We start from the raw sequence: 24,913 nt of genomic DNA on the forward strand, positions 1-24,913 counted from the left end.
AGAAATTAATAATAAAACTCTGGTGGGGTGGGCATCTTGCCTGCCATTGTGTATGGTCATGAAACATCCTGTAATTTAAACTGGTGCTAACTATGCTTTCTGATGACTCCAATTATATTTTGACCGAAGCTGATAAAGAAGAATTAGAAAAATTAGTCAGCATCTTAGAACTTTCCAGTGGAACAACAATTATTTTTGCTGTTGCACCAGAAAGTAGTCCTCAACATTTGGTTGTGCAACAGCTACAAGAAGATTTAAAAAAATGCGAAGAAAAATTTACTTTTGACAACTTTTTTTATAGTGAAAATTCTTTTCATAACTTCTTATATAGTTTAGATGAAAATGTGCAACCAGAGCGCAAATTAATTATGGCATTTGGTCTTGATCAATTGCCTACAGATAGATTGTTTAGAGAAATGCAATGTTTAAACTTAGGACGAGAAGAGTTATTTGGTAGAAACTTAATATTAATTTTTTGGTTGAATCAAATTAAATTTTTAGATGAGTTTCGTCACCGTGCGCCGGATTTTTGGGATTGGCGAGAAAAGGTAGTACAATTTGAAACTCGTAATCCCTTACTTTATCCTTATTTAGAATGGCTAATTGCTGAAAATTCCTATCTCAAAATGAGTGGGGTAATGCAGGTAAATCGTCAAGTTGATATTTTCCTTGACCAGATTTATGTTTCCCTGCAAGCACAACGACGACAAGAAATCATTGATACTTCTGCAAGTAGAGAAATTGAAGCAGTAACTGTTTTAAAATCTCCCTCTAATTTTAGTAGAGGTAAAGGAACAGGAATTGATTTCGATGATAGGGATGAAACTGAATATTATCAACCTGTACGAGAAAAAATCACATCTATATCTAGTACCAAAACCATTACAGAAAAGGTTGAATTATCCCAGGCAGTCAAAGCAAATTCTTACAGCGTAATTTTAGGCGCTCCTGGTGCGGGTAAAACTACTCTTTTACGTTATTTAGCTCTGCATTTTGCCACAGCTAAAAGGGATGATCAAGAAACGGTAATTGGTGGGGAAGCAAAGGAAGATTTAGGAAAAACTCTCCTTCCTATTTTTTTTCGTATTGCTGATTATGCAGAAAAACTAAAACAACAACCAAATTTAACTTTAACTGAATATTTACGCCAATTTTATCGTCAGTGGGAAGCTCATTTTCAAACACAAGGAGAAATGGGAACTGAGGTATCAGCATTTTTATTAGATGCTATGCGTCAGGGAAAATGCTTGATGTTGCTAGATGGTTTAGATGAAGTATTTGATCAGGAAAGCCGCAGACAAATTGTAGAATCTATTAATCAGTTTGTTAATGATTTTTCTAATAATAAATATGTAATTACTAGCCGCATTGCTGGTTATCGTGATGTGCAATTAAGCAGCCGTTTTGCTGAATATATGATTGAAGATATGAGCAGCGAAAAGGTAGAACAGTTTTTATATCGTTGGTGTCGCACAGTAGAAAAAGCACAACAACCAGATGCTAATGAAGAACAATTACAAAGAAAAGGAAATGAGCAAGCACAAAATATTGTAAATGCAATTCAAGAAAATGAAGGTGTAAAACGTTTAACAGCAAATCCCCTATTGTTAACTATTTTGGCACTGATTCACCGCAATGGGGAACGTTTACCTAACCGTCGGGTGAGGTTATATGAATTAGCAGTGCAAACTTTGATAGAAGATTGGCAACTTAGTAAAAAATTACCAGATGCTCCAAAAGTCGTATTAAGAGAAACTGAAGTAGTTGAACTTTTAGCACCTTTAGCATATTGGATGCACGAAGAAAAGCCTTCTGGTTTAGTAACAGAAACGGAAGTGCAACAGCAACTAGCAACCAAAATGGCAGAACTAAATGATGCTGAACCAGAATCAGATTTAGTGCGTCAAGCTGTAGGAGAATTTCTGCGGAAAGTGAGAGAAACAACAGGTTTATTTGTGGAACGCGCACCTGGTGTTTATGGTTTTATGCACTTGACTTTTGAAGAATATTTTGCCGCTCGTTATATTGCAGGTAATGATCAAAATGAAATTTTACAACTGATTCAAAAACACCTGCATGAACCCCGGTGGAATGAGCCAATTTTATTAGCTTTAGGATATTACGGAGACTATTCTACTGGACAAGTTAAGAAACTAGTAGACAAATTATTTATCAATTTACAAGACTATAAACCCACACTCCAATATGGTGAGATAAAAATTAAAACTTCTAGTTCTGCTCATGTAATTATTATTTATTTAAAAAGAGTGGAGGAGTCTGTAGAAAATTTACAAGAAACAGAATTTAAACTGCAAGACTTATTATTCGCAGGACAAGTTATTGCTGAAGTTGAAATTACTCATGTTGCTATTAGAAAAAATATTATTCAACAGTTAATTTTTACCTGTATTGGTATAGATGATGATTTTGAAACTGAGACAATTAAGCAAATTTTAAGAACTTTGCGGAAAATTGAGCTATTTTATCAAAAAGGTGAAGTCATAGCCAAATTAACAGAAGTAGCTAATGATGTAAGCCTATCTCAAGAAATGCGAATTAAGGCAAAAACAGCTATTCTGTATGTTGCTTGTGGTCAATCAGCAGGATTAGTTAATTACGCTACAGAAATTATTAATCAATTAGAGCCTTCACTGTTTGGTAGTATTAAGGATTTGGTTAAAGAACTAGGTGAAGAAATAACACCTGCTTTAGAAATTAACCGCCAGTATTATAATAATGAAAGTTGTCAAAAATCTTTAGTTTTTCTTACAGCTATGTCCTATGTAAGAAAAGAAAATTATGATAAAGCTATCGAAGTTTTTGAGTTATTAACCGAGGACACAGATAGTATTCTTAGTCCTTATATAGCTTGGTCTGTAGCTAATTGTTATCAAGAAAAAGGTGAATTTGATAAAGCAATTGATTATTATCAAGAATGCTTTGATAAATTAGCTCGATATATTGAACCTTCAGCTTTTATACTTTTTTGGAATAATCGAGGTGTTTGTCACAGATTACATGAAAAGTATGAAAAAGCTTTGGACTGTTTTATGCAAATGCTAACTATTAGTAAAGAGACTCAAAAAACTCAAAGTGAGTCATTAGCTTTATATCACATAGGTAGAACTTATCAAGATTGGGAAAAATACGAACAGGCAATAAATTACTACGAACAAAGTCGGGAACTTTATCAACAATTAGGTAAGGAAACATCTGTAGCTAATATGTGGTATTGGCTGGCTGATTGCTATAAAGAAGGGGGTAAATATGAACAAGCAATAAGTTACTACGAACAAAGTCGGGAACTTTATCAACAATTAGATAAAGAGAAAGATGTAGCTGATTCGTGGTATTGGATGAGTGAATGCCATAGAGAATGGGGAAAATATCAGCAAGCTGTTGATTGTGAAAACCAAGATTTAGCAATTCGTCAGCAGTTGGATGACCAAGATAGAATTGCTCTTGCTTATTTTCAGCTAGGAAGGATTTATCAAGGTTGGGGTAAATACGAACAAGCAATCAGTTACTACGAACAAAGTCGGGAACTTTATCAACAATTAGATAAAGAGAAAAGTATAGCTGGTGCGTGGTATTGGATGAGTGAATGCCATAGAGAATGGGGAAAATATCAGCAAGCTGTTGATTGTGAAAACCAAGATTTAGCAATTCGTCAGCAGTTGGATGACCAAGATAGAATTGCTCTTGCTTATTTTCAGCTAGGAAGGATTTATCAAGGTTGGGGTAAATACGAACAAGCAATCAGTTACTACGAACAAAGTCGGGAACTTTATCAACAATTAGGTAAAGAGAAAAGTATAGCTGGTGCGTGGTATTGGATGAGTGAATGCCATAGAGAATGGGGAAAATATCAGCAAGCTGTTGATTGTGAAAACCAAGATTTAGCAATTCGTCAGCAGTTGGATGACCAAGATAGAATTGCTCTTGCTTACTTTCAGCTAGGAAGGATTTATCAAGGTTGGGGTAAATACGAACAAGCAATCAGTTACTACGAACAAAGTCGGGAACTTTATCAACAATTAGATAAAGAGAAAAGTATAGCTGGTGCGTGGTATTGGATGAGTGAATGCCATAGAGAATGGGGAAAATATCAGCAAGCTGTTGATTGTGAAAACCAAGATTTAGCAATTCGTCAGCAGTTGGATGACCAAGATAGAATTGCTCTTGCTTACTATCAGCTAGGAAGAATTTATCAAGGTTGGGGTAAATACGAACAGGCAATCAGTTACTACGAACAAAGTCGGGAACTTTATCAACAATTAGGTAAAGAGAAAAGTATAGCTGGTGCGTGGTATTGGATGAGTGAATGCCATAGAGAATGGGGAAAATATCAGCAAGCTGTTGATTGTGAAAACCAAGATTTAGCAATTCGTCAGCAGTTGGATGACCAAGATAGAATTGCTCTTGCTTATTTTCAGCTAGGAAGGATTTATCAAGGTTGGGGTAAATACGAACAAGCAATCAGTTACTACGAACAAAGTCGGGAACTTTATCAACAATTAGGTAAAGAGAAAAGTATAGCTGGTGCGTGGTATTGGATGAGTGAATGCCATAGAGAATGGGGAAAATATCAGCAAGCTGTTGATTGTGAAAACCAAGATTTAGCAATTCGTCAGCAGTTGGATGACCAAGATAGAATTGCTCTTGCTTATTTTCAGCTAGGAAGGATTTATCAAGGTTGGGGTAAATACGAACAAGCAATCAGTTACTACGAACAAAGTCGGGAACTTTATCAACAATTAGATAAAGAGAAAAGTATAGCTGGTGCGTGGTATTGGATGAGTGAATGCCATAGAGAATGGGGAAAATATCAGCAAGCTGTTGATTGTGAAAACCAAGATTTAGCAATTCGTCAGCAGTTGGATGACCAAGATAGAATTGCTCTTGCTTACTATCAGCTAGGAAGAATTTATCAAGGTTGGGGTAAATACGAACAGGCAATCAGTTACTACGAACAAAGTCGGGAACTTTATCAACAATTAGGTAAAGATGAAAATGTTGCTAGATGTTTTCGACGACTTGCTTACTGTCAAATCTTATTAGCCAAAAATACCGTACACACTATAGAAGTTACTGAATTACTGAAACAAGCTGAGAAAAATATCCACCAAGCTATAGAAATCAATACTCTAGAACAATATCAAGAAAATCTTGCTTACGATTACACTACACTCAGTTTACTATATTCAGCAGATCTACATCTTTTACCTGTTGATAACTCTTCAATACCAGAAAAGATTGGTTTATTTGAGGAATACTATCACAAAGGCTTCACATATCTTGATGAACTGGGACAAATAGTAAATAAAGCCGAAGAAGCTTTAGATATAGCTCGTGTTTACCTAGAGGTAGAAATTCTAGAAAATCTTAACCGGAGCGAAGAAATGGCTCAAGAATGTTTACAAGTCTTTCAAGATTACAACCGCCAAAAATTGACAGCTTCAGCATATAAGCTGTTAGGGGAAATTTACCTGAAACGGACACAGCAAAATCAGCCTGATAATCAAGTTATTGCTCATCAGTTTTTAACTCAGATTTTGCAAATCTATCAAGATTTAGATTTACAGGAAAAAGCTGGAGAGATAAGCATGATCCTGGATAATGTATAATTCATTACTTATGATTATCAATAGACATCTGGTGAGAATTAAATGTGCGTGGTTTAAAACCCGTGTAGAGACGTTCCATGGAACGTCTCTACTTTTTTACCAGATGTCTAATTATCAGTTCCCCAAAACACAGATACCCCTGGTTCATTTTTGTTGTGAACCAGAGGTATCTCATAATTGGTAGACTATAAATCTTTCGGTATACTGAAGTTGAAACCAATATACACTCTTTATTCCCATTTGCATAGTTCTGTAATAACAATTTATTTAAGTTTTGTATACTTTTAATTATTTCTTTATATTTAAGATTAATTAAGCCAGCAAATATCCTGTTTTTATTCCCTTGCATTAGCAGCATTTTGGTGATAAATACCGCCTAAATTAGCTAATTCGGCACTTAATGATCGGAAATTAAGTTATTCTGAAGCTTATTTGCAAAAAATATGGAAACATTGAATATGGAACGCGCTATTTCATTTTTAGGCATTTGTGTTTTCATCGGTATATCCTACGCCCTGTCCGTGAATCGTCAAGCCGTGCGTTGGCGTACAGTTGCTTGGGGGTTAGGGTGGGAATTGATTTTGGCTATAGTCATTCTCAAAACGGCTTGGGGTTTGAACTTATTTAAATCCTTAGGAAATATCGTTGGTAACTTTTTAGCTTTTTCTGATGTTGGTGCAAAATTCGTCTTTGGTGAAAACTTCAAAGATCATCTGTTTGCTTTTCAAATTCTCCCCACAATTATCTTTTTCTCATCATTTATCAGTATTCTTTATTACTATGGCATTTTGCAAAGAGTTGTCAACGCCCTAGCATGGTTGATGATGAAAACCATGAAAACATCAGGTTCTGAATCTTTGTCCTGTGCGGGAAATATCTTCTTGGGACCAACAGAAGCAGCACTCATGGTCAAACCTTACCTAGCAAACATGACAAAATCTGAATTGCACGCTGTCATGACTGGTGGTTTTGCTACCATTGCTGGGGGTGTACTAGGTGCTTATTTGTCCTTTGGGATTCCACCAGAACATTTAATTGCTGCTTTTTTTATGACTTCTCCTGTTGCCTTGATAGTATCAAAAATAATGTATCCAGAAACAGAAGTATCGGAAACTACAGAAAAAGTTAATATAGACATCAAAAGTAATTATGTTAATGTTCTCGATGCAGCCACATCTGGGGCAATTGATGGGGTAAAATTAGCAGTTAATGTTGGGGTAATAATAATTGCTTTTTTGAGTTTATTAGCTGCTGTGAATGCTAGTTTAAGTTGGTTGGGAACGTTGGCAGGTTATCCGCAATTATCTCTAGAAGGGATGTTATCTTTAATTATGTTTCCCGTAGCCTGGTTAATGGGTATACCTTGGGCTGACTGTGGACAAGTTGGAGCATTATTAGGTAAAAAGACGATTCTTAATGAATTTATCGCCTATTTGGATTTAGGAGAACTGATTAAGAAACAAGAAATTTCTCAACGTTCAGCTATTATTACTACCTATGCCTTATGTAATTTTGCTAATATTGGCTCAATTGGCATTACTATTGGTGGAATGACAGGAATAGCACCCAACCGCCAACAAGACTTAGCCCGTATGGGTGTAAGAACTATGATTGGTGGATTATTAGCGGGTTTTATTACTGCGGGAATTGCAGGAATTTTAATTTAATAATATAAAATGATGCCTTGCTGTTGTCCTAAAAATAATTTAAATCAGGTTGAAAATAAACTATGAAATTGGCAGCAATCAATTCTATCAAAACATCAGTTAAAGTTATTACTTTAGGCATTTGTTTAGCTGGAGGTAATGTCTTTGCCCAAACATTATCACTTTCCCCAAACTTGATTGGTTTTGATACTCCTGAAGGTGAAAGGTTATTAATTGCCAGTAAATCAAACAATGATTTTTTTCCATTAAGTACGCAGTTTGTCACCCAAATTAATCAGGCATATTGTGGCGTTGCTAGTATGGTTATGGTGTTAAATAGTTTGAAAGTTCCTGCACCAGAAGCACTACAATATAAGCCATTTCGGGTATTTACCCAAGATAATTTTTTTAGTAATGCAAAAACTAGAACTGTGGTAAGTTCTGAAGTTGTTGCCCGTCAAGGTATGACTTTAGATCAGTTAGGAGGATTATTGGAAAGTTATGACGTGCAAGTTAAGGTGTATCATGCTGGTGGGACAAATTTAGCAGAGTTTCGCAAGTTAGCAGCAGAGAATTTAAAGCAACCAGGAAATTTTATTATTATTAACTATTTACGTCAGGAAATTGGTCAAGAACGAGGTGGACATATTTCGCCTTTAGCGGCATATAACGAGTTAACAGATAGATTTTTAATTATGGATGTTTCGCGCTATAAATATCCACCTGTTTGGGTAAAAACAGAGAATTTATGGAAAGCAATGAATACAAGTGATGTCGGTGCGGGGAAGACGCGGGGGTTTGTATTGGTGAGTAAGAATAATTGATGTTTATCTACAGGGAACAGGGAACAGGGAACAGGGAACAGGGAACAGGGAACAGGGAACAGTTGTTACCAAAACTGTAACAATTGAGGATTTATGAATCTGTGGATGAGATAGTGAACAATTAGGAGATTAGCAACGTCTTTTGTAATAGACACCTGAAAATCTGGAGTAATTGAGGTAAAAGGATGAATTCTGTCACAACCAATTTTCTGCAACGACGTTATGGGGTAAGTTTGGGCAGACGTTATGTTTTAGCAGCCGCTGGTGTTATGCTATTAGGTGCGTTTGCTTCCCGATAGATAACAGCAATAACGTTTTTACTAAATCTTATCTACCCAATGCCGAACTAGGATTTTTACCGGACGATAATCTACTTTGAGAGCAATATGGCGGATGAGTATGTCATGAAACACTCAAAGAATTATTAGGCTCTATTTTCGGAGATGCTTCTGGTGTCATGGGTGCAGATATCTCTTCGGGGTGAGAGTCTTCTGTGTCCAGATTAAGTGTTGAGGGACGAATGGCATTGATGATGCTTTTAATAACCACAGCGCAGGGAACAGCGACAATTACACCTAAAAGTCCGCCAATTCTCGCTCCAGTTAAGACAGAAATTAAAATCCACACGGGGTTTAACCCAGTAAAACTACCTAAGATTCGGGGTGCAATCAGATTTTCCAGAATTTGCTGGACAATTATGGCTGCTATTAATACCCTTACGCCCATAGAAACATCTTGAAGTGAGACTAAAGAGGTGGTAAGGGCGATACCTACAGAACCACCAAAGGGGATAAGTGCCATGACTCCAATCGTTAACCCAAATAATAGACCAAAGGGAACTTTTAGCCATAAAAAGGTGGGAATTAGGGCAGAAGCCATACAGGTTGAGAGGATTAGTTGGGTGATAAAAAAGTTTTGAAAGCTTAAACGAACTGTTTTGGAGAAGGGGGCGCGAAATTTACCAGGTAGCCATTCTACTAAACTTTGCCAAAGTTCACCGCCATGCTGTAATAAATAAAAGGTTAATACCATTGTCAGCAGGAAATCGAGCAGACTGGTAACAGTGATCACAGCTAAATTTAGCACCTGTCCGGCGATCGCCTGTAATTGTCCTTTGACGCGATCGTTGATTTGTGCGGCTAAAGCATCGAGGTTGATTGGTAAACCAGCACCTTCTGCTTTTTCATTGAGGATCATTAATTGAGAACGTCCTGAGTCTATTAATTCTGGTAACCGCGCCACCAGTTGTTGAGCTTGAGTCAGGGCGAGAGGAAACAGGGTGACACCTAGAGCTAATAAAATGGATAATGCTAACAAAAATACAAGAATGGCTACTTGCTCTCGTTTCGCTCCGTGATTTTCCATCCAACTCACGGGGTAGCTGAGTAAAAATGCTAATACGGAAGCTCCGACTAAAATAACAATCAGGGAGTGAAAATAATTGAAAATTGCGGCAATAGCCCAACCATTCAGAACTAATAGGGGCGCAAGTAGGGCGATCGCTAAAAATCTGGCTATAGGTGTCAGTGTTTGCCACCAATTGAGTAGCTTGCGTGTCTGCATTTTTAAGTAATTACACTATATAACTAAATGGGTTTCTGCTTGACCAAGTATTAATCTCGTTGAGGCAGATAATAGGTGATGAAAATTATCAATTATTAATTGCCTCCTACCTAACAAGTAACTTAAGTTATTTATCTCTAACTTAACGACTATTATTCACCATCTCTAGTTTATGATCACATCAACCACTATGGATAACTTGCCCTCAAAAGATACAGATATCTCAAAAACACAACTCGTTCTGTATTTGATTCCCATTATCGGCTTTTTTCCCTCCCTGTGGACTCTCTATCAGCGGCAGGGTAGTCGGGATCAACTGGCAATCAGTCGTTTGTCTATTACCTTGGCTTTTATCTGGATGTTAGGTTATTTATTGTTAACTACTGGATCAGTAACGAATTTTTTGACACTTCGCTTTTTAATCCTCAATAGTTTCCTGACTTCTGGTTATTTTTTAGTGAGTATTTGGTTGATTTTTCGGGTCATTCAAGGTAAATCCTCCCGTTTACCGGGATTTAGCAACTTGGCAGAACGAGTATGGCGGAAATATTAAGAGACTTCCAAATAAAAAAATGTCCCAAAACTAACGCAAAAACCCTCCCTATTTCTTCTCTCTCTGTGTTCTCTGTGCCTCTGTGGTTCGTTTGTTCATTTATTTATTGGGATAATTTATTTCCTGGAAGTCCCTAACCGGGGAACAGACTGAACTTTTATCTAAATCTAAGTAAAAGGAATTTAGTTGAAGATTACCATATTTAGCAGTTTTTTATAGCAAACTGATCAAGAGTTGGCTATTATAGTCTGATTTGTTTTAGATGTATTGATCGGCAAATTTAGTTTATTTAAAATCGTAGGTGAGAGGAAGTCTGTGACTAGTCAAAAAACATCAGCAGCACAACAAAGAGCAGCAAAAGCTAAATATAAGGGTCAAGGAAAAAATTCTCGCCCGTCTAAATCGGGACGGTGGCTATGGTTTGCGGTGGGTATGGGGGGGATTGCCATAGTATCAGGACTTGCAGGGGCATTATTAGCTGTTTCTTGGGAAAGTACGCCTTTACAACAAGCTCAACTTAGTCCCCAGGAAGAAGCAGTATTTGATAGCGACAGTATTTCTGGCAATGGGTTACAATTTTCTCAGCTAACTCGTCCTGTTAATATCCTGTTAATGGGTATGAGTGTACTACCTCCAGATGTCCAAAATCCCCCATCCGAAACCAAAAATCTGCGTTATTTGCCCCAGATTAACTCTTTTGACGGTCTTTCTGATGTGATGCTGCTGGTCAAATTTGATCCAGAGACCAAAAAAGTAGTCATGCTTTCTGTTCCTAGAGATACCCGTACACAAATTGAAGGGCATGGAGTCAAAAAAATTAATGCGGCTAATGTGGATGGTGGTCCAGCTTTGACGGCGAAAACCGTTAGTAATCTTTTGGGTGGAGTAGGAATTGATCGCTACGTTCGGATTAATGTCTTGGGTGTTAGTAAGCTAATTGAAGCTTTGGGCGGAGTGAATATTTATGTCCCCAAAGATATGAAATATCGGGACGATTCCCAGCATTTATACATTAATTTAAAAGCGGGTCAACAACATCTCAATGGTGAACAAGCGTTGCAATTACTCCGCTATCGCCATGATGAATTGGGCGATATTGGGCGAATTCAGCGGCAGCAAACGGTGTTGCGGGCTTTAATCGAACAGACTCTTAACCCGACAACCATCACGAAGTTACCAGATATTCTCAATGTGGTTAAGGAAAATATTGATACCAACTTATCCGTTGAAGAATTAATAGCACTGGTTGGTTTTGGTTCAAAAATCAATCGCGCAAATATGCAAATGTTAATGCTGCCTGGACGCTTTAGCGAAAATCGTGAGTTTGATGCCAGCTACTGGGTTCCAGATGGGCGGAATATTGCTAAATTAATGACTCAGCATTTTGGTCTAGAAGCAAAGACCACAGAAACATCATTTAGTGAGCCTGGTCGTTTGCGTGTAGCTATTCAGGATAGTACAGGAGGCGATAGCGAAGCGCGACCTAGGAATCGCTCTCAATTGCGTCCCCTCATTAAAACATTGGAGAAAGCCGGCTATACCAATATCTTCGTCTCTAAACCCTGGGGACAACCCTTAGATGTAACCCACATTGTCGCTCAACAAGGAGACGGAGACAGTGCCGAATCAATTCGTAGTTTGTTGGGATTTGGAGAAGTGCGCGTAGAAAGCACAGGTAATATTGGTTCAGATATTACTATCCAAGTAGGTAAAGACTGGTCTCAAAACCAAGCGATTTTCCAAAATTCTACCCGTCCGTAATCATAATTTGAGTATCAATTTCCGATTCATCCTTGAGAGTTTCAGATCTCCGATTTCTTTGAGAATTCGGGGATCTTGTTGATAATTGGTAATTAGACATCTCCAAAAAAGATTGTAGAGACGTTCCATGGAACGTCTCTACAGGGTTTTCAGGTCAAGTATCTTTAATTTTTGGAGATGTCTATTGGTGATGAAATTCCAGGTTTCATCCTGTTCATCCTTTAATCCTGGACATCCTGATTCTGACAGTTTCTCTAATATGCTCGAAAATTATTATATGAGTTAAAACTGAATGATGAAACAGCCTTGGGGTGCAATACAAGTAAAAAAGGCGCTGTGCGCTATGATTTCGGGTGTGGGGGTCGGGATGATCTTTTGGGGGTGTAATGCTAATAACCCCCAGTTTCAAGATACAAGATGGAATATATATGGAAATAGGCGTTATGGTTTTGAGTTTCCTTATCCGCATACTTGGCAGGTGTTAGGAAACCCAGACAATAGTGATGGTGTTGTTTTAGTTTCACCAAACCAAAAGAATGTGGAAATTCGTGCTTATGCAAGTAAGCCTGTATTAAAATCCTTAACTGAAAATTCTCAGCCAGTCCCTAATTTTCGGACTCACCAAGGTTTTGCTGGGGTATTGGCTGTAGATGCGGGGGAAAAGGTGACTGTGATCAAATTGACTATTAGCCAAGAGAAATTGGAGTATCACTGGCAAGGACAAAGCGGTAGCAAAGACTTTCCAAATTATTATCGGCTGTTTTACTACATCGCCCAGGAGTATAAAATTAGTCAGTAGTTAGTGGTTAGTTGTCAGTAGTTAATGGTTAGGTAAGGGACAGAAGTAATTTTGAATTTTGGATTTTGGATTTTGGATTTATTTACTGCCTTAGTGAGAATTTAATGATGAAGAGGGGACACAAACCTGATAGATTTAGCTATCAGCGAGTAAAAACTGGTAAAGATGAAAGTCCTGGTTATTGGTGGTGATGGGTATTGCGGTTGGGCAACCGCGCTTTACCTTTCTAATCGAGGTTACGAAGTTGGAATTTTAGATAGTTTGGTGCGGCGACACTGGGATAATGAACTGGGTGTAGAAACCCTTACCCCAATCGCACCAATTCAGAAACGTCTCCAGCGATGGCAGGATTTGACTAGTAAGTCTATTGATCTGTTTATCGGCGATATTACTAATTACGAGTTTCTGCACAAAGCTTTACACGAATTTCAACCAACTGCGATCGTGCATTTTGGTGAGCAACGTTCGGCGCCATTTTCCATGATTGACCGTGAACACGCTGTTCTTACCCAAGTCAATAATGTGGTTGGTACGTTGAATTTGCTGTACATCATGCGGGAAGATTTCCCAGATTGCCATTTGGTGAAATTGGGAACAATGGGTGAGTATGGAACTCCCAACATTGATATTGAAGAGGGATACATCACGATTGAACATAACGGACGTAAGGATACTTTGCCCTATCCGAAGCAGCCTGGTTCTATGTATCACTTGAGTAAAGTCCATGATAGTCATAATATCCACTTTGCTTGCCGGATCTGGGGTTTAAGGGCTACAGACTTAAATCAGGGGATTGTTTACGGTGTCCTAACCGAAGAAACGGGGATGGACGAACTGTTAATTAACCGTTTGGATTATGATGGTGTATTTGGTACAGCACTGAATCGCTTCTGTATTCAAGCTACCGTGGGACATCCTCTCACTGTCTACGGTACAGGTGGACAAACTCGTGGCTTCTTGGATATCCGGGATACGGTGCGATGTATTGAATTAGCGATCGCTAATCCTGCTGAACCGGGAGAATTCCGTGTGTTTAACCAATTTACCGAACTATTTAGCGTCGGTGATTTGGCGATGATGGTGAAAAAAGCCGGCAACGCTATGGGATTGAATGTGGATATTAACCACATAGATAACCCCAGAGTGGAGAAGGAAGAACACTATTTCAACGCCAAAAACACCAAACTCTTGGATTTGGGTTTACAACCTCACCTGCTCTCTGATTCCCTACTTGATTCGCTTTTAAACTTTGCTGACAAGTATCAGAACCGAGTTGATCACAAACAGATTCTCCCCAAAGTCTCTTGGCATAGAAAATAGAAAATAGGAGTTCAGGAGTATGGCTAACGCCACACTATGCCTTCGGCACACTACGTGAACGCTATCAGGAGTTTAGGAGAAAGAAGGAACAAGAAAGAAATCTTCTCTCCTGTCCTTCTCTCCTGTCCTTCTCTCCTGTCCTTCTACTCCTATTCTGAACTTCTGCAACTTCTGTAACTTCTGAACTTCTGATAATTTGATATGCGAATAGCCCTATTTACAGAAACCTTTTTACCGAAAGTTGACGGCATTGTTACCCGTCTTCGTCATACCGTTGACCATCTTCAACGTCTTGGCAATCAAGTTTTGGTATTTGCCCCTGAAGGTGGCATCACTGAACATAAAGGTGCGAAAGTTTACGGGGTTAGTGGCTTTCCCTTACCTCTTTATCCAGAGTTGAAAATGGCACTGCCTCGCCCTGCCATTGGTCACGCTTTGGAAGAGTTTCAACCAGATATTATTCATGTTGTTAATCCCGCAGTTCTCGGACTATCAGGGATTTTTTATAGTAAAGTTCTCAAAATTCCTTTGGTGGCTTCCTACCATACCCATTTGCCCCAATATCTGCAACATTACGGATTGGGGATGTTGGAAGGGTTACTATGGGAGTTGTTAAAGCTCGGTCATAATCAGGCTGAGTTAAATTTGTGTACCTCTACGGCAATGGTAAAGGAACTTTCCACCCATGGGATTGAAAGGTGTGATTTATGGCAACGGGGAGTAGATACAGAATTATTTCATCCTGATTTAGTTAGTGCGGAAATGCGATCGCATCTTTCCCAAAATCATCCAGATAGCCCTTTATTATTGTATGTTGGTCGTCTTTCGGCTGAAAAGGAAATCGAACGCATTAAACCAATTTTAGAAGCCATTCCCAATGCCAGATTAGCATTAGTCGGCGATGGACCTCACCGTCAAGTTTTGGAAAAACACTTTGCTGGGACAAATACTTATTTTGTCGGTTATCTCATGGGTAAAGAATTAGGTTCTGCCTTTGCCAGTGCTGATGCTTTTATTTTTCCTTCCCGCACAGAAACACTCGGATTAGTGCTGCTAGAAGCTATGGCTGCCGGATGTCCAGTGGTAGCAGCCCATTCTGGAGGCATCCCTGATATTGTCACAGATGGTGTAAATGGATATCTTTTTGATCCACAAGCTGATATTCAAGAGGCAATTAATGCTACTATACGTCTGTTAAAACAACGGCAGGAAATAGCTATTATCCGTAAAAACGCCCGTGCCGAAGCAGAGAAATGGGGCTGGAAATCGGCTACACAACAACTGGAAGATTATTATCAAAAAATAATTTTAAGCAGTGGGGGCAGGGAAACCCTGCCCAGGAGTCAGGAGTCAGGAGTCAGGAGTCAGAAGTCAGAATAAGAGTTCTATATGGCTTTTTTTCTAAATTTTGAACCTAAATTCATTTAGAACGCGCCTATAAATACTAGCAGATACCACCAAAGTCCTGGGGTAGTGTTTGGACAATGATCGCAAAACAGTCAGTCGTCAGTTGTTCCTTACTGTAAACCAATGACCAATGACTAACGGCTCTACCGGACTTAGTATGCTAAACTGGAGGGAACTCTTAACTGGGAACTCTTAACTGGGAACAGGAAGAATGTCAGATATTAATGACTTTAAAGACTTAATAATTTGGCAAAAAGGAATGGATATTGCTCAAAGATGCTATTTCCTCACTAAACTTTTTCCCAAAGATGAGTTATATGGTATGGTTCAACAAATTAGAAGAAGTGCTGTATCTATTCGGTGCTAATATATCTCTTATGATATGGACGAAGATATAGAGGAGAATATATAAGATTTTTAAACATAGCTCAAGGGTCAGTTAATGAATTAGAAACTCATCTAATTTTATCGAACAGAATTCAGGAGTCACCGAGTCAGAATTCAGAATGAATTCTGTGCGAGTGGCGGATGAATAACTGGGTTTAAGACCCCCACCAAATCTACGATTTGGTGGTCTTTAATCAGTCGCAGGTTTGAATCCTCGACTGATTGATTCTGACTCCTGGCTACTGACTCGGTGACTCCTTCTTCATCTCACCGAGTAGGATTATGTTCAGAAAAAGATGTAGAAATGATTCTTAATTTATTAAAAGAAGAAAGCAGAATGATTATTAGTCTTATTAAAAAACTAGGGTTCTTCGGTTATTTTTATGGAAAACCTGGTTCAAAATCATTGAAAGTACTATTGTGTAGGCATTTCATTGAAAATATGGAAATAATTGTTTATAACCCTTGTCCCGTAAGGGTTTTGTTATCATCAATCCTCAATTACCATAAAAGAGACGCAAGAGCCAAAACTAGAAAATTAAAATTTTTCCCCTGTTCCCAGTTAAGAGTTCCCTGTTCCCTTCTCTCAATTTCTCGGTTTAGCATAACAAGTACCGAAGAGCCTGACTAACAACCTAAACTTCTTCAGAACCGTTACTTGGAAAAGGTTGTTCACCGATTTTCAGTTGTTTTTTTGATTGTTTCAACTGTTTCCAAAGTAACTTAATCTGATCATAAGCCTCATCTGGTGAGATTTTGCCACCAGTTTCTAAATTGCAAATATAACTAACCTTTTGGGCAAATTCCTGCAAATTCGCATTAAATACCAAGTTTTCTGGTTTGACATGACCATAATAGCGACCACGGGGATAGAGAAAATCTTCTTTGCTCATCATTTTTTTTCTCCATTGACTCAACTGCTCTATAAAACTTATATAATACTGACAGCCCAGAGTGCCTTAAGCTATACATTCTTGTTTGTTTCCCCTGTTGGTGATCAAAATAGATGGATAGCTCTGTCTTCATAGCTCCTCTACTTTTTCAGAATGGAATAATAGATAAAACTATTACATCCTGGTGATAGTTTAGAGTGGCGTGAGCCATAGGTGGGGCTTTAGGACAGTTATTCACGTTTAGTTATTCTCTAATTTATTAACAACAGATTGTATTAAATTCAATATGTTATTAATATATCTCTTAAGATAGATTAATACATTCCTTTTTGCAATACTTGGCAAAACTTTCCTTGTAAACTATAATTATACATCTAAATTAGAATAATTGAAAATACAAGTATTTGATGACTAAATAGGGTTCGCGGAAGAAGTCTTTTCCTTAGGGCTAGTACCGCAAAGCGGAAGTCAAAAGTCAAAGGTCAAAAGTAATGTTAAGCAAGCTTTTTGACGATTGAGAATGGTTGGTGTATTTACGCCGCAGTGTAATAGGAGTCAGGGGGAAGAAAGAAGATTCGGATCATTAAGTAGTGAGACAGAATTAATTATACTCAAAACGGCTTGATTGTTTGATTCTAAACGTAGGGGTAAAGCAAGAGCTTCATTGGTGTCAACTTAACGTAAAACCTCTATCCCGCAAAGAACTCAAGTCATCTCATTCCCAGTCTCTGACTGGGAATGAATTCTAGAAGGCTCTGCCTTCAATAATATTAGAGGCAGAGCCTCATCAACTGCATTCCTAGTCAGAGACTAGGAACGAGATGTGGTAGGGATTTGAGCTTAAGTTGACACCAATGAGCTTTTGCTTTACCCCTACACATCCGGGTTCTTTGTCATTTGGCAAAAGTTTAAATCTTACCCGTGTTTAGTATATCAATTGTAATTTACTATCTACACAGATGTACGAGTTGCTTCTAGTAAACTGGAAAAGTAAAACTTTGTTCGCGCCATAGCTTGCCGTTGGATTGAAAAGCCATTTTTTTCCAAGATTTTGATAACATCAGCTTTAGGATGTAAATAAGCGCGAGTGGTTTTACTTGGACCAGGAAAGAAAGTACCGATTTTTTTGAGGATAGTCAGGAAGAAAGTTTTAGGCGCAAAACTGAGAATAATCCGTGATTGTGCTAAAGAACACAAATGAGAAATCATCTCGTCAGCTTTTTCTTGAGGGTAGTGAATCAGAACATCCAAACAGATAACAGTGTGATAATTACCACTCAAAGATTCCAAATCCTGTACCGTAAAAGAGGGGTTTACAGTATTTGACAAAGCCATTACAGCCCTATCCTGAGCTTCTGATACCATTTTGGCAGAAATGTCGCTGGCATAGACCTTAGCACCACTCATAGCTAGAGGAATACTCAGACTACCGACACCACACCCAGCATCACAAATTGATAATGATGGTAAATTGTTGTCAGCTTTTAACCAGCCGATGACATTATCTACAGTTTGTTGATGTCCAGTGCGAATATCTAGCTGAACCTTGTTGACTTCACCATCACCATAGATGCGTTGCCACCGATCAAAACCTGTGGAATTGAAGTATTCGCGGACTATTGTTTTATCGTCGGCTGCGTTCATAAACTCAATTTTAAAATTATCATTTGTCATACCAATTATATGTGAGGCTGCACAGAATCATGAAGTCCATGAATTTATCCGTCTTTATCTGCGGTCAATTATTCTTGAAGTCTTAGAGGATGTTTGAAAAGTATCAGAATTAATCGAGATCCCCCCAACCCCCCTTACAAAGGGGGGCTAAATTCCTTAAAGTCCCCCTTTTCAAGGGGGATTTAGGGGGATCTGCGGGTGTCAGATCCCACACGAAAAAGTTTTCAAACAACCTCTTATTCTATGCAGCTTCATCTGAATTTGGTATTAGTAAATTCTCAACGACAAAAATTCCGGCTAGTTTAGATTCTTAAAAACTTACTAGCTAATTTAATCGCGTCCATAATGTCTACATCACCATTACCGTCAGCATCTAGAAATTTATTGAGTAATGGATTACCACCAGATTGTAAAAAACTCAAAATTAAAGGGACTAAAGTTGGTAATAATTGTTGAATTGTATTCACATCTAAGCTAGTACCCTGAGCAGCATTTTCCGCTACTTGTGCTTGGATATCTGGAGAAAATAAGGTATCTACAGCTTGGAAATCGGCTGAAGTTCCGGCAAATTGATTTACCAACTCTTGTACGGCTTCACTTCCGTCAGTAGCTTGTTTTGCCTGCAAAGATGATTGTACTTGTTTACCAACAACTGATAGAACTGATTGCATGGTGGCAGAGTCTGAGCCAATGCCATTACCTAATTGTTTAACTGTGGTGGCAATATTTATCAAGTTATCCAAACCACCTGGCTGATTGGAATTACTAACTGCACCAAGAATTTGATCAAATAGCCCCATTAATTTTTTCCTGTTGTTTTTAATATCTCTAATTATCAATGATACAGCAAAATTAAGTAATCACCAGTTATAAATCAGGAATAAAGTCAAAATCATTATATTGGTGAATAAGGAATTGGTAGAGATATAGTAAATTATGTAACTTGAAAGGAATCAGAATAAAAGGTAATTTTTCTCTGATGGGTATCATCGGTAAAATTCTGGATTTTGATGAGATTTTTCTTGTATAGTATCAATAGGATTACTTAAAATTTTCATAAAAACTTGATATGATAATTTTGTATAACCATAATCACTATTTGTAAAAGTTTCGTTGGTAAATTAGCAAATAAGAGACATTCTTGATGGACTAAGATTGCCTTTTCTCTGGCTGTTTGAAAATAGCTATTGCCTACTAATCACCCTCCAGATATACCTAAAACTGCTATTCCCAGAGAAAGACTATACCCCAGGATAACTTTTTGCTGATCCTCGCGCGGGAGAATAGTTTTTTAAAAGAGCTAAAATGTTTAAACTCAGAGATAAAATTTATATTGTAACTCGGCATTTAACTTTCCCATGAATTGAGAGCAGGTAGAAAATGGAGAATTTAACAGTCAGTCAATCAGGCAACACTACACATACACTTAAATATTAGTTTATCAAAAATTGTTGCTTTTTAGTTTCTAGCTGAGAAAACCACTATACAGGTAATAACTTCTATCCTTCATGCCTTTGTCTCGTATTGTTACACTAATTGTTGGCCTAATCGTCATTTTGGCGTTAACCCTATGGCTAATTGATTCTCTTTCCCGCTTGTACTGGCAGTTGTCCTATTCGCCGTTGTTGGGTAATTTACTATTATTACTGCTAGTTTTACTGATTGGTGGTTTGATTGCTGCGTTTGTTTATTATGTATTGGTGCTGCGGCAGGGGGAGGAAAAATCCAGTCGTCAACGTCAAAGGGTGACTTCTGCCCAAATTCCAGCAGCTAAATCGGATGCGGCTTCTTCTACTTTGCAAGCGGTACGTCAACAAGTAGCCCAAATTCAAGATGAGGTGACACGCCAAGCTTTACTGAGTCGGACTAAGGAAATTGAGGCGAATTTAGCGAGAGGGGAAATTCAGGTTGTTGTTTTTGGTACTGGTAGTGCTGGTAAAACTTCTCTGGTAAATGCGATTATGGGGCGGATAGTTGGTGAAGTGAATGCACCAATGGGAACGACTCAGGTGGGGGAAACCTATTGTTTACGGTTGAAGGGTTTGGAACGGAAGATATTAATTACTGATACTCCAGGGATTTTAGAACCGGGGGTGGCGGGTACGGAACGGGAACAATTGGCTAGGGCTTTGGCGACGGAAGCGGATTTGTTGTTATTTGTGGTGGATAATGATTTACGCCGTTCTGAATATGAACCATTGCGGGGGTTGGCGGAAATTGGTAAGCGATCGCTTTTAGTTCTAAATAAAACAGATTTATACACTGAAACTGACATAGAATCAATCTTGGCGAGATTACGGGAGCGGGTACGGGGTTTTATTGCTACTAATGATGTGGTGGCGATCGCTGCCAATCCCCAAATAGCCCAATTAGAAACTGGCGAAACTTTCCAACCGGAAGCGGATATTATCCCTTTGTTACGGCGTATGGCTTCCATTTTACGCGCTGAAGGTGAAGATTTAGTGGCAGACAATATTCTCTTACAGTCTTTACGCTTAGGAGAAGAAGCCCGTAAACTGATAGATTCTCAGCGTCGTCGGCAAGCTGATAAAATTGTTGAGCGGTATCAATGGATTGGAGCAGGTGTGGTTTCTGTCACCCCATTGCCAATGGTAGACTTACTCGCCACTGCGGCGGTTAATGCTCAAATGGTGGTAGAAATTGGCAGGCTTTACGGTTGCGATTTAAACATGGAAAGGGGCAAGGAATTAGCCCTATCTTTAGGAAAAACTATTGCTGGTTTAGGGATTGTCAAAGGGGCAATTGAATTATTATCAACGGCTTTGCAACTGAATGTGGCTACTTTTATTGTGGGAAGAGCAATTCAAGGGGTGACAGCCGCATATTTAACCCGCATTGCTGGGAAAAGTTTTATTGAATACTTTCGTCATGATCAAGATTGGGGTGATGGGGGGATGACAGAAGTTGTGCAGCAACAATTTCAGATTAATCGCCGCGATGAGTTTATCAAAGTTTTTGTGCAAGAAGCGATCGCTAAAGTCGTCAAACCATTAACTGATACCTTTGCAGAAAAAGAAGATTATAAGTAAAAACACTGAAATAATTATTAAATATTTCACATAAGTAGGTTGGCGTTGAAAATTGTCGTTATGGCAAGGCAAAAGGCAAGAGGCAAGAGGCAAGAGTGAAGAGGGTTTAGGCGATTTTACATTTCTTTACACAGTTTGGTTTTATTGTGTTCACCTACTTACTGAATTATTTTCTATAATTCCGGAAAATAGTAGCCGATGTCAGAAAAGATATAGAAGGATTTCTGAGTAATTAGATCATGAATAACCAAATGATCGGCAAACTATTACAAGAGCGTTACCAAATTGTTCAACCACTTAGTGCCGGAGTGTTTGGGCAAACATTTATCGCGGTAGATATGCACCATCCAGAAAAACCTAGATATGTTGTTAAACAACTCAAAGTTAACAACTATCAATCTACCTCCTATTTTGACTATCTCAGACTACGGTTTTTAACAGAAACTGAAACTCTCAAACACTTAGGTCGCCATCCCCAAATTCCCGAATTAATTACCTGCTTTGAAGAAAATGAACGTTTTTATTTAGTACAACAATTTATTCCTGGAGAGTCTTTAGCAGCAGAACTACCAACTAGCCCCCAAAGCTCAAGTAAATGGAGTGAAATTGACGTTATTAAATTTCTAGAAGATGCCCTATATATTCTCGAATTTGTTCACTCTCAAGGCTTTATTCATTGCGATATTAAACCAGAAAACCTAATTAGACGAGCTATAGATGCCAGATTAGTATTAATTAATTTTGGCTCAATTCAACCAATAGATTTTAGTATTGAAACCGAATTATCCATAGATCAAATTCCTGTAACATCCTTGGGTTACATTCCTCCAGAACAATTCATTGGTCAAACTCAACCCAATAGTGACCTTTACTCCTTGGGCATAATTGCTATTCAGGCTATTACAGGACTTGCACCTCTGCAATTAGAAATTGATCCCAAAACCAATGAAATTATTTGGTGTGATGATGATACCCAAATTAATGATTATTTAATTGCTTTCCTCAATCAGATGATCCGTTATCAACATCAGGAACGGTTTCAATCCGCTCATGAAGCACTATGGGTACTCAAGCATATAGAATGGGTAAATAACCCAGCAGAAATACAAATATCAGAATCTCAATTATCTTATCAAACTATTGAAAAACCACATCAAAAATCCCAACCATTACTAGCAAAATTAAGATTAGGCTTATTAATTAATTCCGTTTTATTAGGGTTAGGAGTATATTCTTTATTTAATAATTCTCAAGCTTACTCAGCCACAGAAACTTTATATAAAGCCATAGCCAAATATCAATCTGGAGACCTACAAAAAGCAATTAATTTAGCTCAGTCAATCCCTCTTGATAGTAATATTTATGCAGAAGCACAAGCCTCAATTGAAGAATGGCAACAGCAATGGCAAAAAGACGCAGAGCATTATATTTCAGCAGAAAAAGCATTCAAAGAAAGTCGGTGGACAGACATATTAACTCACGCGGCTAAAGTTACAGTTAATTCTTATTGGCAAGCAAAAATTCAGCCCCTAGTTGAACAAGCAAAAGTAAATATCGAAGCCCAAGCACAAACATTATTAGCCAAAGCCTATGCAAAAGCTGAAGAAAGAGATTTCTCAACAGCTTTATATTACTTACAACAAATACCTGAAGAAAGCTCCGCTGGCACTATAGTTAAACAAAAATTAGCTGAATATAATCAAAAACGTCAAGTTAGATCGGGATATTATGTATATCAAGCCCACAATCAAGCATCTGTAGGTGACTTTTTTGGGGCAATTAAACTCCTGGAAAGAGTTCCCAAAGATACTGATGTCTATGCACAAGCAAGAGTCAAACTACAAGAATATTCCCAAAAGTTACGTCTACGTAATCAACAACAAGAATTAGCGACACTAAAAACAGTTCCTGTTATTGAAGTACAAAACACACCTACCGATAAACGCGCCGTTGAGCGTAGAGTATTTTTGCAACCAGAAGATTATTTACAGGAAGTAAATATTCGTAATTAGGGTTTGCTGATAGTCATTGGTGTCATGAGTTTAGATAATACAGTATCTAATTACGTAAATTTCCCAGTCACTTGGGCTGATTTGCTTCCCTGTCATCATAAGAATACCCGGTAAGTGGGAAACGAGCGCGTCTTTAGACCTGGATCTTAAAGTATTGGCAAAAATACGGAGATTTGTGGTTTTTGGCATTTTGGCATTTTTTCGACCTGTTACATTGCTATTGTGGGTACGCGAATGTCTTTGTGCGATAATTCCGACTTGCAGAATCCCTCGGTCTATAACCGGGGGTCTTTTTTATTTATTCAATTAGACAGAAATGAATTAATTTTAAACGTTCCTACAGATAGATATAACTATATAAAAATAAAGTTAAATTCATAAGTGAACTAGTCCACATTCCAATGTCTTTAATCATAGCCTCCAGTGGTTTTCAAGCTGGAGGTAATTTTTTATCAATCTTTTATGATAAAGGTTTGAATGATAAATTTCCATCTACATCATTGAAATACTTTTTCTAGATTATCTTGTTCTCCTTGTAATAAAGTAGTTATGGCTCTACCGGACTTAGTATGCTAAAATAACGAAAATAGGGAACAGGGAACTCTTAACTGGGAACAGGAAGAATGTCGGATATTAATGACTTTAAAGACTTAATGATTTGGCAAAAAGGGATGGATATTGCTGAAAAGTGCTATTTCCTCACTAAACTTTTTCCCAAAGACGAGCTATATTCTATGGTTCAACAAATCCGAATAAGTGCAGTATCCATTCCAGCTAATATAGCTCTTATGATATGGGCGACGATATAGAGGAGAATATATAAGATTTTTAAACATAGCGCAAGGGTCAGTTAATGAATTAGAAACTCACCTAATTTTATCTAAGCGAGTAGGATTATGCTCAGAAAAAGATATAGAAATGATTCTTAATTTGTTAAAAGAGGAAAGCAGAATAATTATTAGTCTTAGAGACTTCCAAGAAATAAATTATCCTAAGAAACGAACCACAGAGGCACAGAGTACACAGAGAGAGAATTTCTGCATCAGTTTTGGGACATTTTTTTATTTGGAAGTCTCTTATTAAAAAACTAGAAAATTAAAATTTTTTCCCTGTTCCCAGTTAAGAGTTCCCTGTTCCCTTCTCTCAACTTCTCACTTTAGCATAACAAGTACCGAAGAACCGTAGTTATCTGTGTATAATCATTAAATAATGAGGCTTGATCAAGAGTAGCTATTGTTTCTAAATCTTTAATAAAATTTTGTATTTTTTTGTTCTCACCTCGTGCTTTTCGCCAATGATGAGATTTTGCTAATTTATAAATCTGTTGACTGGATTGAGATATTTTAGCTAGATTAGCTGCAAAATGATTTTTATTTTCAGAACTATTCAGAGGGAAC

Annotated in this window: 18 protein-coding genes; 14 read left to right on the forward strand and 4 right to left on the reverse strand. The window is 37.9% G+C overall.

Annotated elements, in window-relative coordinates:
- Positions 1-92: 92 nt before the first annotated feature.
- From HEQ36_RS11980 to HEQ36_RS11990, 3 genes are all read left to right on the forward strand, one after another.
- On the forward strand, positions 93-5,627 hold the full coding sequence (locus HEQ36_RS11980; RefSeq protein WP_290707805.1) for a tetratricopeptide repeat protein: 5,535 nt from the start codon (positions 93-95) through the stop codon (positions 5,625-5,627).
- A 458-nt stretch (positions 5,628-6,085) separates the two neighbouring features.
- On the forward strand, positions 6,086-7,294 hold the full coding sequence (locus tag HEQ36_RS11985) for a NupC/NupG family nucleoside CNT transporter (protein ID WP_168637118.1): 1,209 nt from the start codon (positions 6,086-6,088) through the stop codon (positions 7,292-7,294).
- Between the two features lie 62 nt (positions 7,295-7,356).
- A complete protein-coding gene (locus HEQ36_RS11990; protein WP_168637057.1) occupies positions 7,357-8,097 on the forward strand; it encodes a phytochelatin synthase family protein in 741 nt (246 codons plus the stop codon).
- A 402-nt stretch (positions 8,098-8,499) separates the two neighbouring features.
- On the opposite strand, the gene HEQ36_RS11995 is transcribed toward HEQ36_RS11990, so the two are convergent.
- Positions 8,500-9,660 carry an AI-2E family transporter gene (locus HEQ36_RS11995; protein ID WP_168637058.1) on the reverse strand — a complete coding sequence of 387 codons (1,161 nt, stop codon included), beginning with the start codon at positions 9,658-9,660 and terminating at the stop codon, positions 8,500-8,502.
- A 190-nt stretch (positions 9,661-9,850) separates the two neighbouring features.
- Here HEQ36_RS11995 and HEQ36_RS12000 point away from each other — a divergent pair, with 190 nt between their 5' ends.
- The 7 genes from HEQ36_RS12000 (at position 9,851) to HEQ36_RS12030 (ending at position 16,010) form a co-directional block, all read left to right on the forward strand.
- Positions 9,851-10,213 carry a hypothetical protein gene (locus tag HEQ36_RS12000; RefSeq protein ID WP_174763466.1) on the forward strand — a complete coding sequence of 121 codons (363 nt, stop codon included), beginning with the start codon at positions 9,851-9,853 and terminating at the stop codon, positions 10,211-10,213.
- A gap of 315 nt (positions 10,214-10,528) precedes the next feature.
- Positions 10,529-11,974, forward strand: a complete 1,446-nt coding sequence (locus tag HEQ36_RS12005) for an LCP family protein (RefSeq protein ID WP_168637059.1) — start codon at positions 10,529-10,531, stop codon at positions 11,972-11,974.
- 343 nt (positions 11,975-12,317) lie between these two features.
- Positions 12,318-12,773, forward strand: coding sequence for a hypothetical protein (locus tag HEQ36_RS12010; protein WP_290707809.1), 456 nt, complete (start codon positions 12,318-12,320; stop codon positions 12,771-12,773).
- Positions 12,774-12,938: 165 nt separating this feature from the next.
- A complete protein-coding gene (locus tag HEQ36_RS12015) occupies positions 12,939-14,093 on the forward strand; it encodes an NAD-dependent epimerase/dehydratase family protein (RefSeq protein WP_027403808.1) in 1,155 nt (384 codons plus the stop codon).
- A 201-nt stretch (positions 14,094-14,294) separates the two neighbouring features.
- On the forward strand, positions 14,295-15,473 hold the full coding sequence (locus HEQ36_RS12020) for a glycosyltransferase family 1 protein (protein WP_039202474.1): 1,179 nt from the start codon (positions 14,295-14,297) through the stop codon (positions 15,471-15,473).
- Between the two features lie 238 nt (positions 15,474-15,711).
- A complete protein-coding gene (locus HEQ36_RS12025; RefSeq protein ID WP_250636666.1) occupies positions 15,712-15,867 on the forward strand; it encodes a four helix bundle protein in 156 nt (51 codons plus the stop codon).
- A gap of 56 nt (positions 15,868-15,923) precedes the next feature.
- Complete coding sequence (locus HEQ36_RS12030) at positions 15,924-16,010, forward strand: hypothetical protein (protein WP_234413436.1); 87 nt, start codon at positions 15,924-15,926, stop codon at positions 16,008-16,010.
- A gap of 512 nt (positions 16,011-16,522) precedes the next feature.
- Here HEQ36_RS12030 and HEQ36_RS12035 read toward each other — a convergent pair.
- The 3 genes from HEQ36_RS12035 to HEQ36_RS12045 all read right to left on the reverse strand — a co-directional run bounded on the left by HEQ36_RS12035 (position 16,523) and on the right by HEQ36_RS12045 (position 19,254).
- Complete coding sequence (locus HEQ36_RS12035) at positions 16,523-16,780, reverse strand: hypothetical protein (RefSeq protein WP_053539260.1); 258 nt, start codon at positions 16,778-16,780, stop codon at positions 16,523-16,525.
- Between the two features lie 951 nt (positions 16,781-17,731).
- Complete coding sequence (gene bchM / locus HEQ36_RS12040) at positions 17,732-18,424, reverse strand: magnesium protoporphyrin IX methyltransferase (RefSeq protein ID WP_039204768.1); 693 nt, start codon at positions 18,422-18,424, stop codon at positions 17,732-17,734.
- Between the two features lie 332 nt (positions 18,425-18,756).
- Entirely contained in the window at positions 18,757-19,254 is a 498-nt protein-coding gene (locus HEQ36_RS12045; RefSeq protein WP_168637060.1) for a DUF937 domain-containing protein, read from the reverse strand.
- Between the two features lie 708 nt (positions 19,255-19,962).
- Between HEQ36_RS12045 and HEQ36_RS12050 the strand changes: the two genes are divergently transcribed.
- From HEQ36_RS12050 to HEQ36_RS12065, 4 genes are all read left to right on the forward strand, one after another.
- Positions 19,963-21,504 (forward strand): YcjF family protein, encoded by a 1,542-nt coding sequence (locus HEQ36_RS12050; protein ID WP_053539263.1) that lies wholly within the window; start codon positions 19,963-19,965, stop codon positions 21,502-21,504.
- 239 nt (positions 21,505-21,743) lie between these two features.
- Positions 21,744-23,516, forward strand: a complete 1,773-nt coding sequence (locus tag HEQ36_RS12055; RefSeq protein WP_027403815.1) for a serine/threonine-protein kinase — start codon at positions 21,744-21,746, stop codon at positions 23,514-23,516.
- A 671-nt stretch (positions 23,517-24,187) separates the two neighbouring features.
- On the forward strand, positions 24,188-24,325 hold the full coding sequence (locus tag HEQ36_RS12060; protein ID WP_250636667.1) for a four helix bundle protein: 138 nt from the start codon (positions 24,188-24,190) through the stop codon (positions 24,323-24,325).
- 25 nt (positions 24,326-24,350) lie between these two features.
- Positions 24,351-24,599, forward strand: coding sequence for a four helix bundle protein (locus tag HEQ36_RS12065; RefSeq protein ID WP_250636668.1), 249 nt, complete (start codon positions 24,351-24,353; stop codon positions 24,597-24,599).
- Positions 24,600-24,913: the final 314 nt, after the last annotated feature.

The sequence above is a fragment of the Anabaena sp. 54 genome (genome assembly GCF_017355725.1).
Lineage (GTDB): Bacteria > Cyanobacteriota > Cyanobacteriia > Cyanobacteriales > Nostocaceae > Dolichospermum > Dolichospermum heterosporum.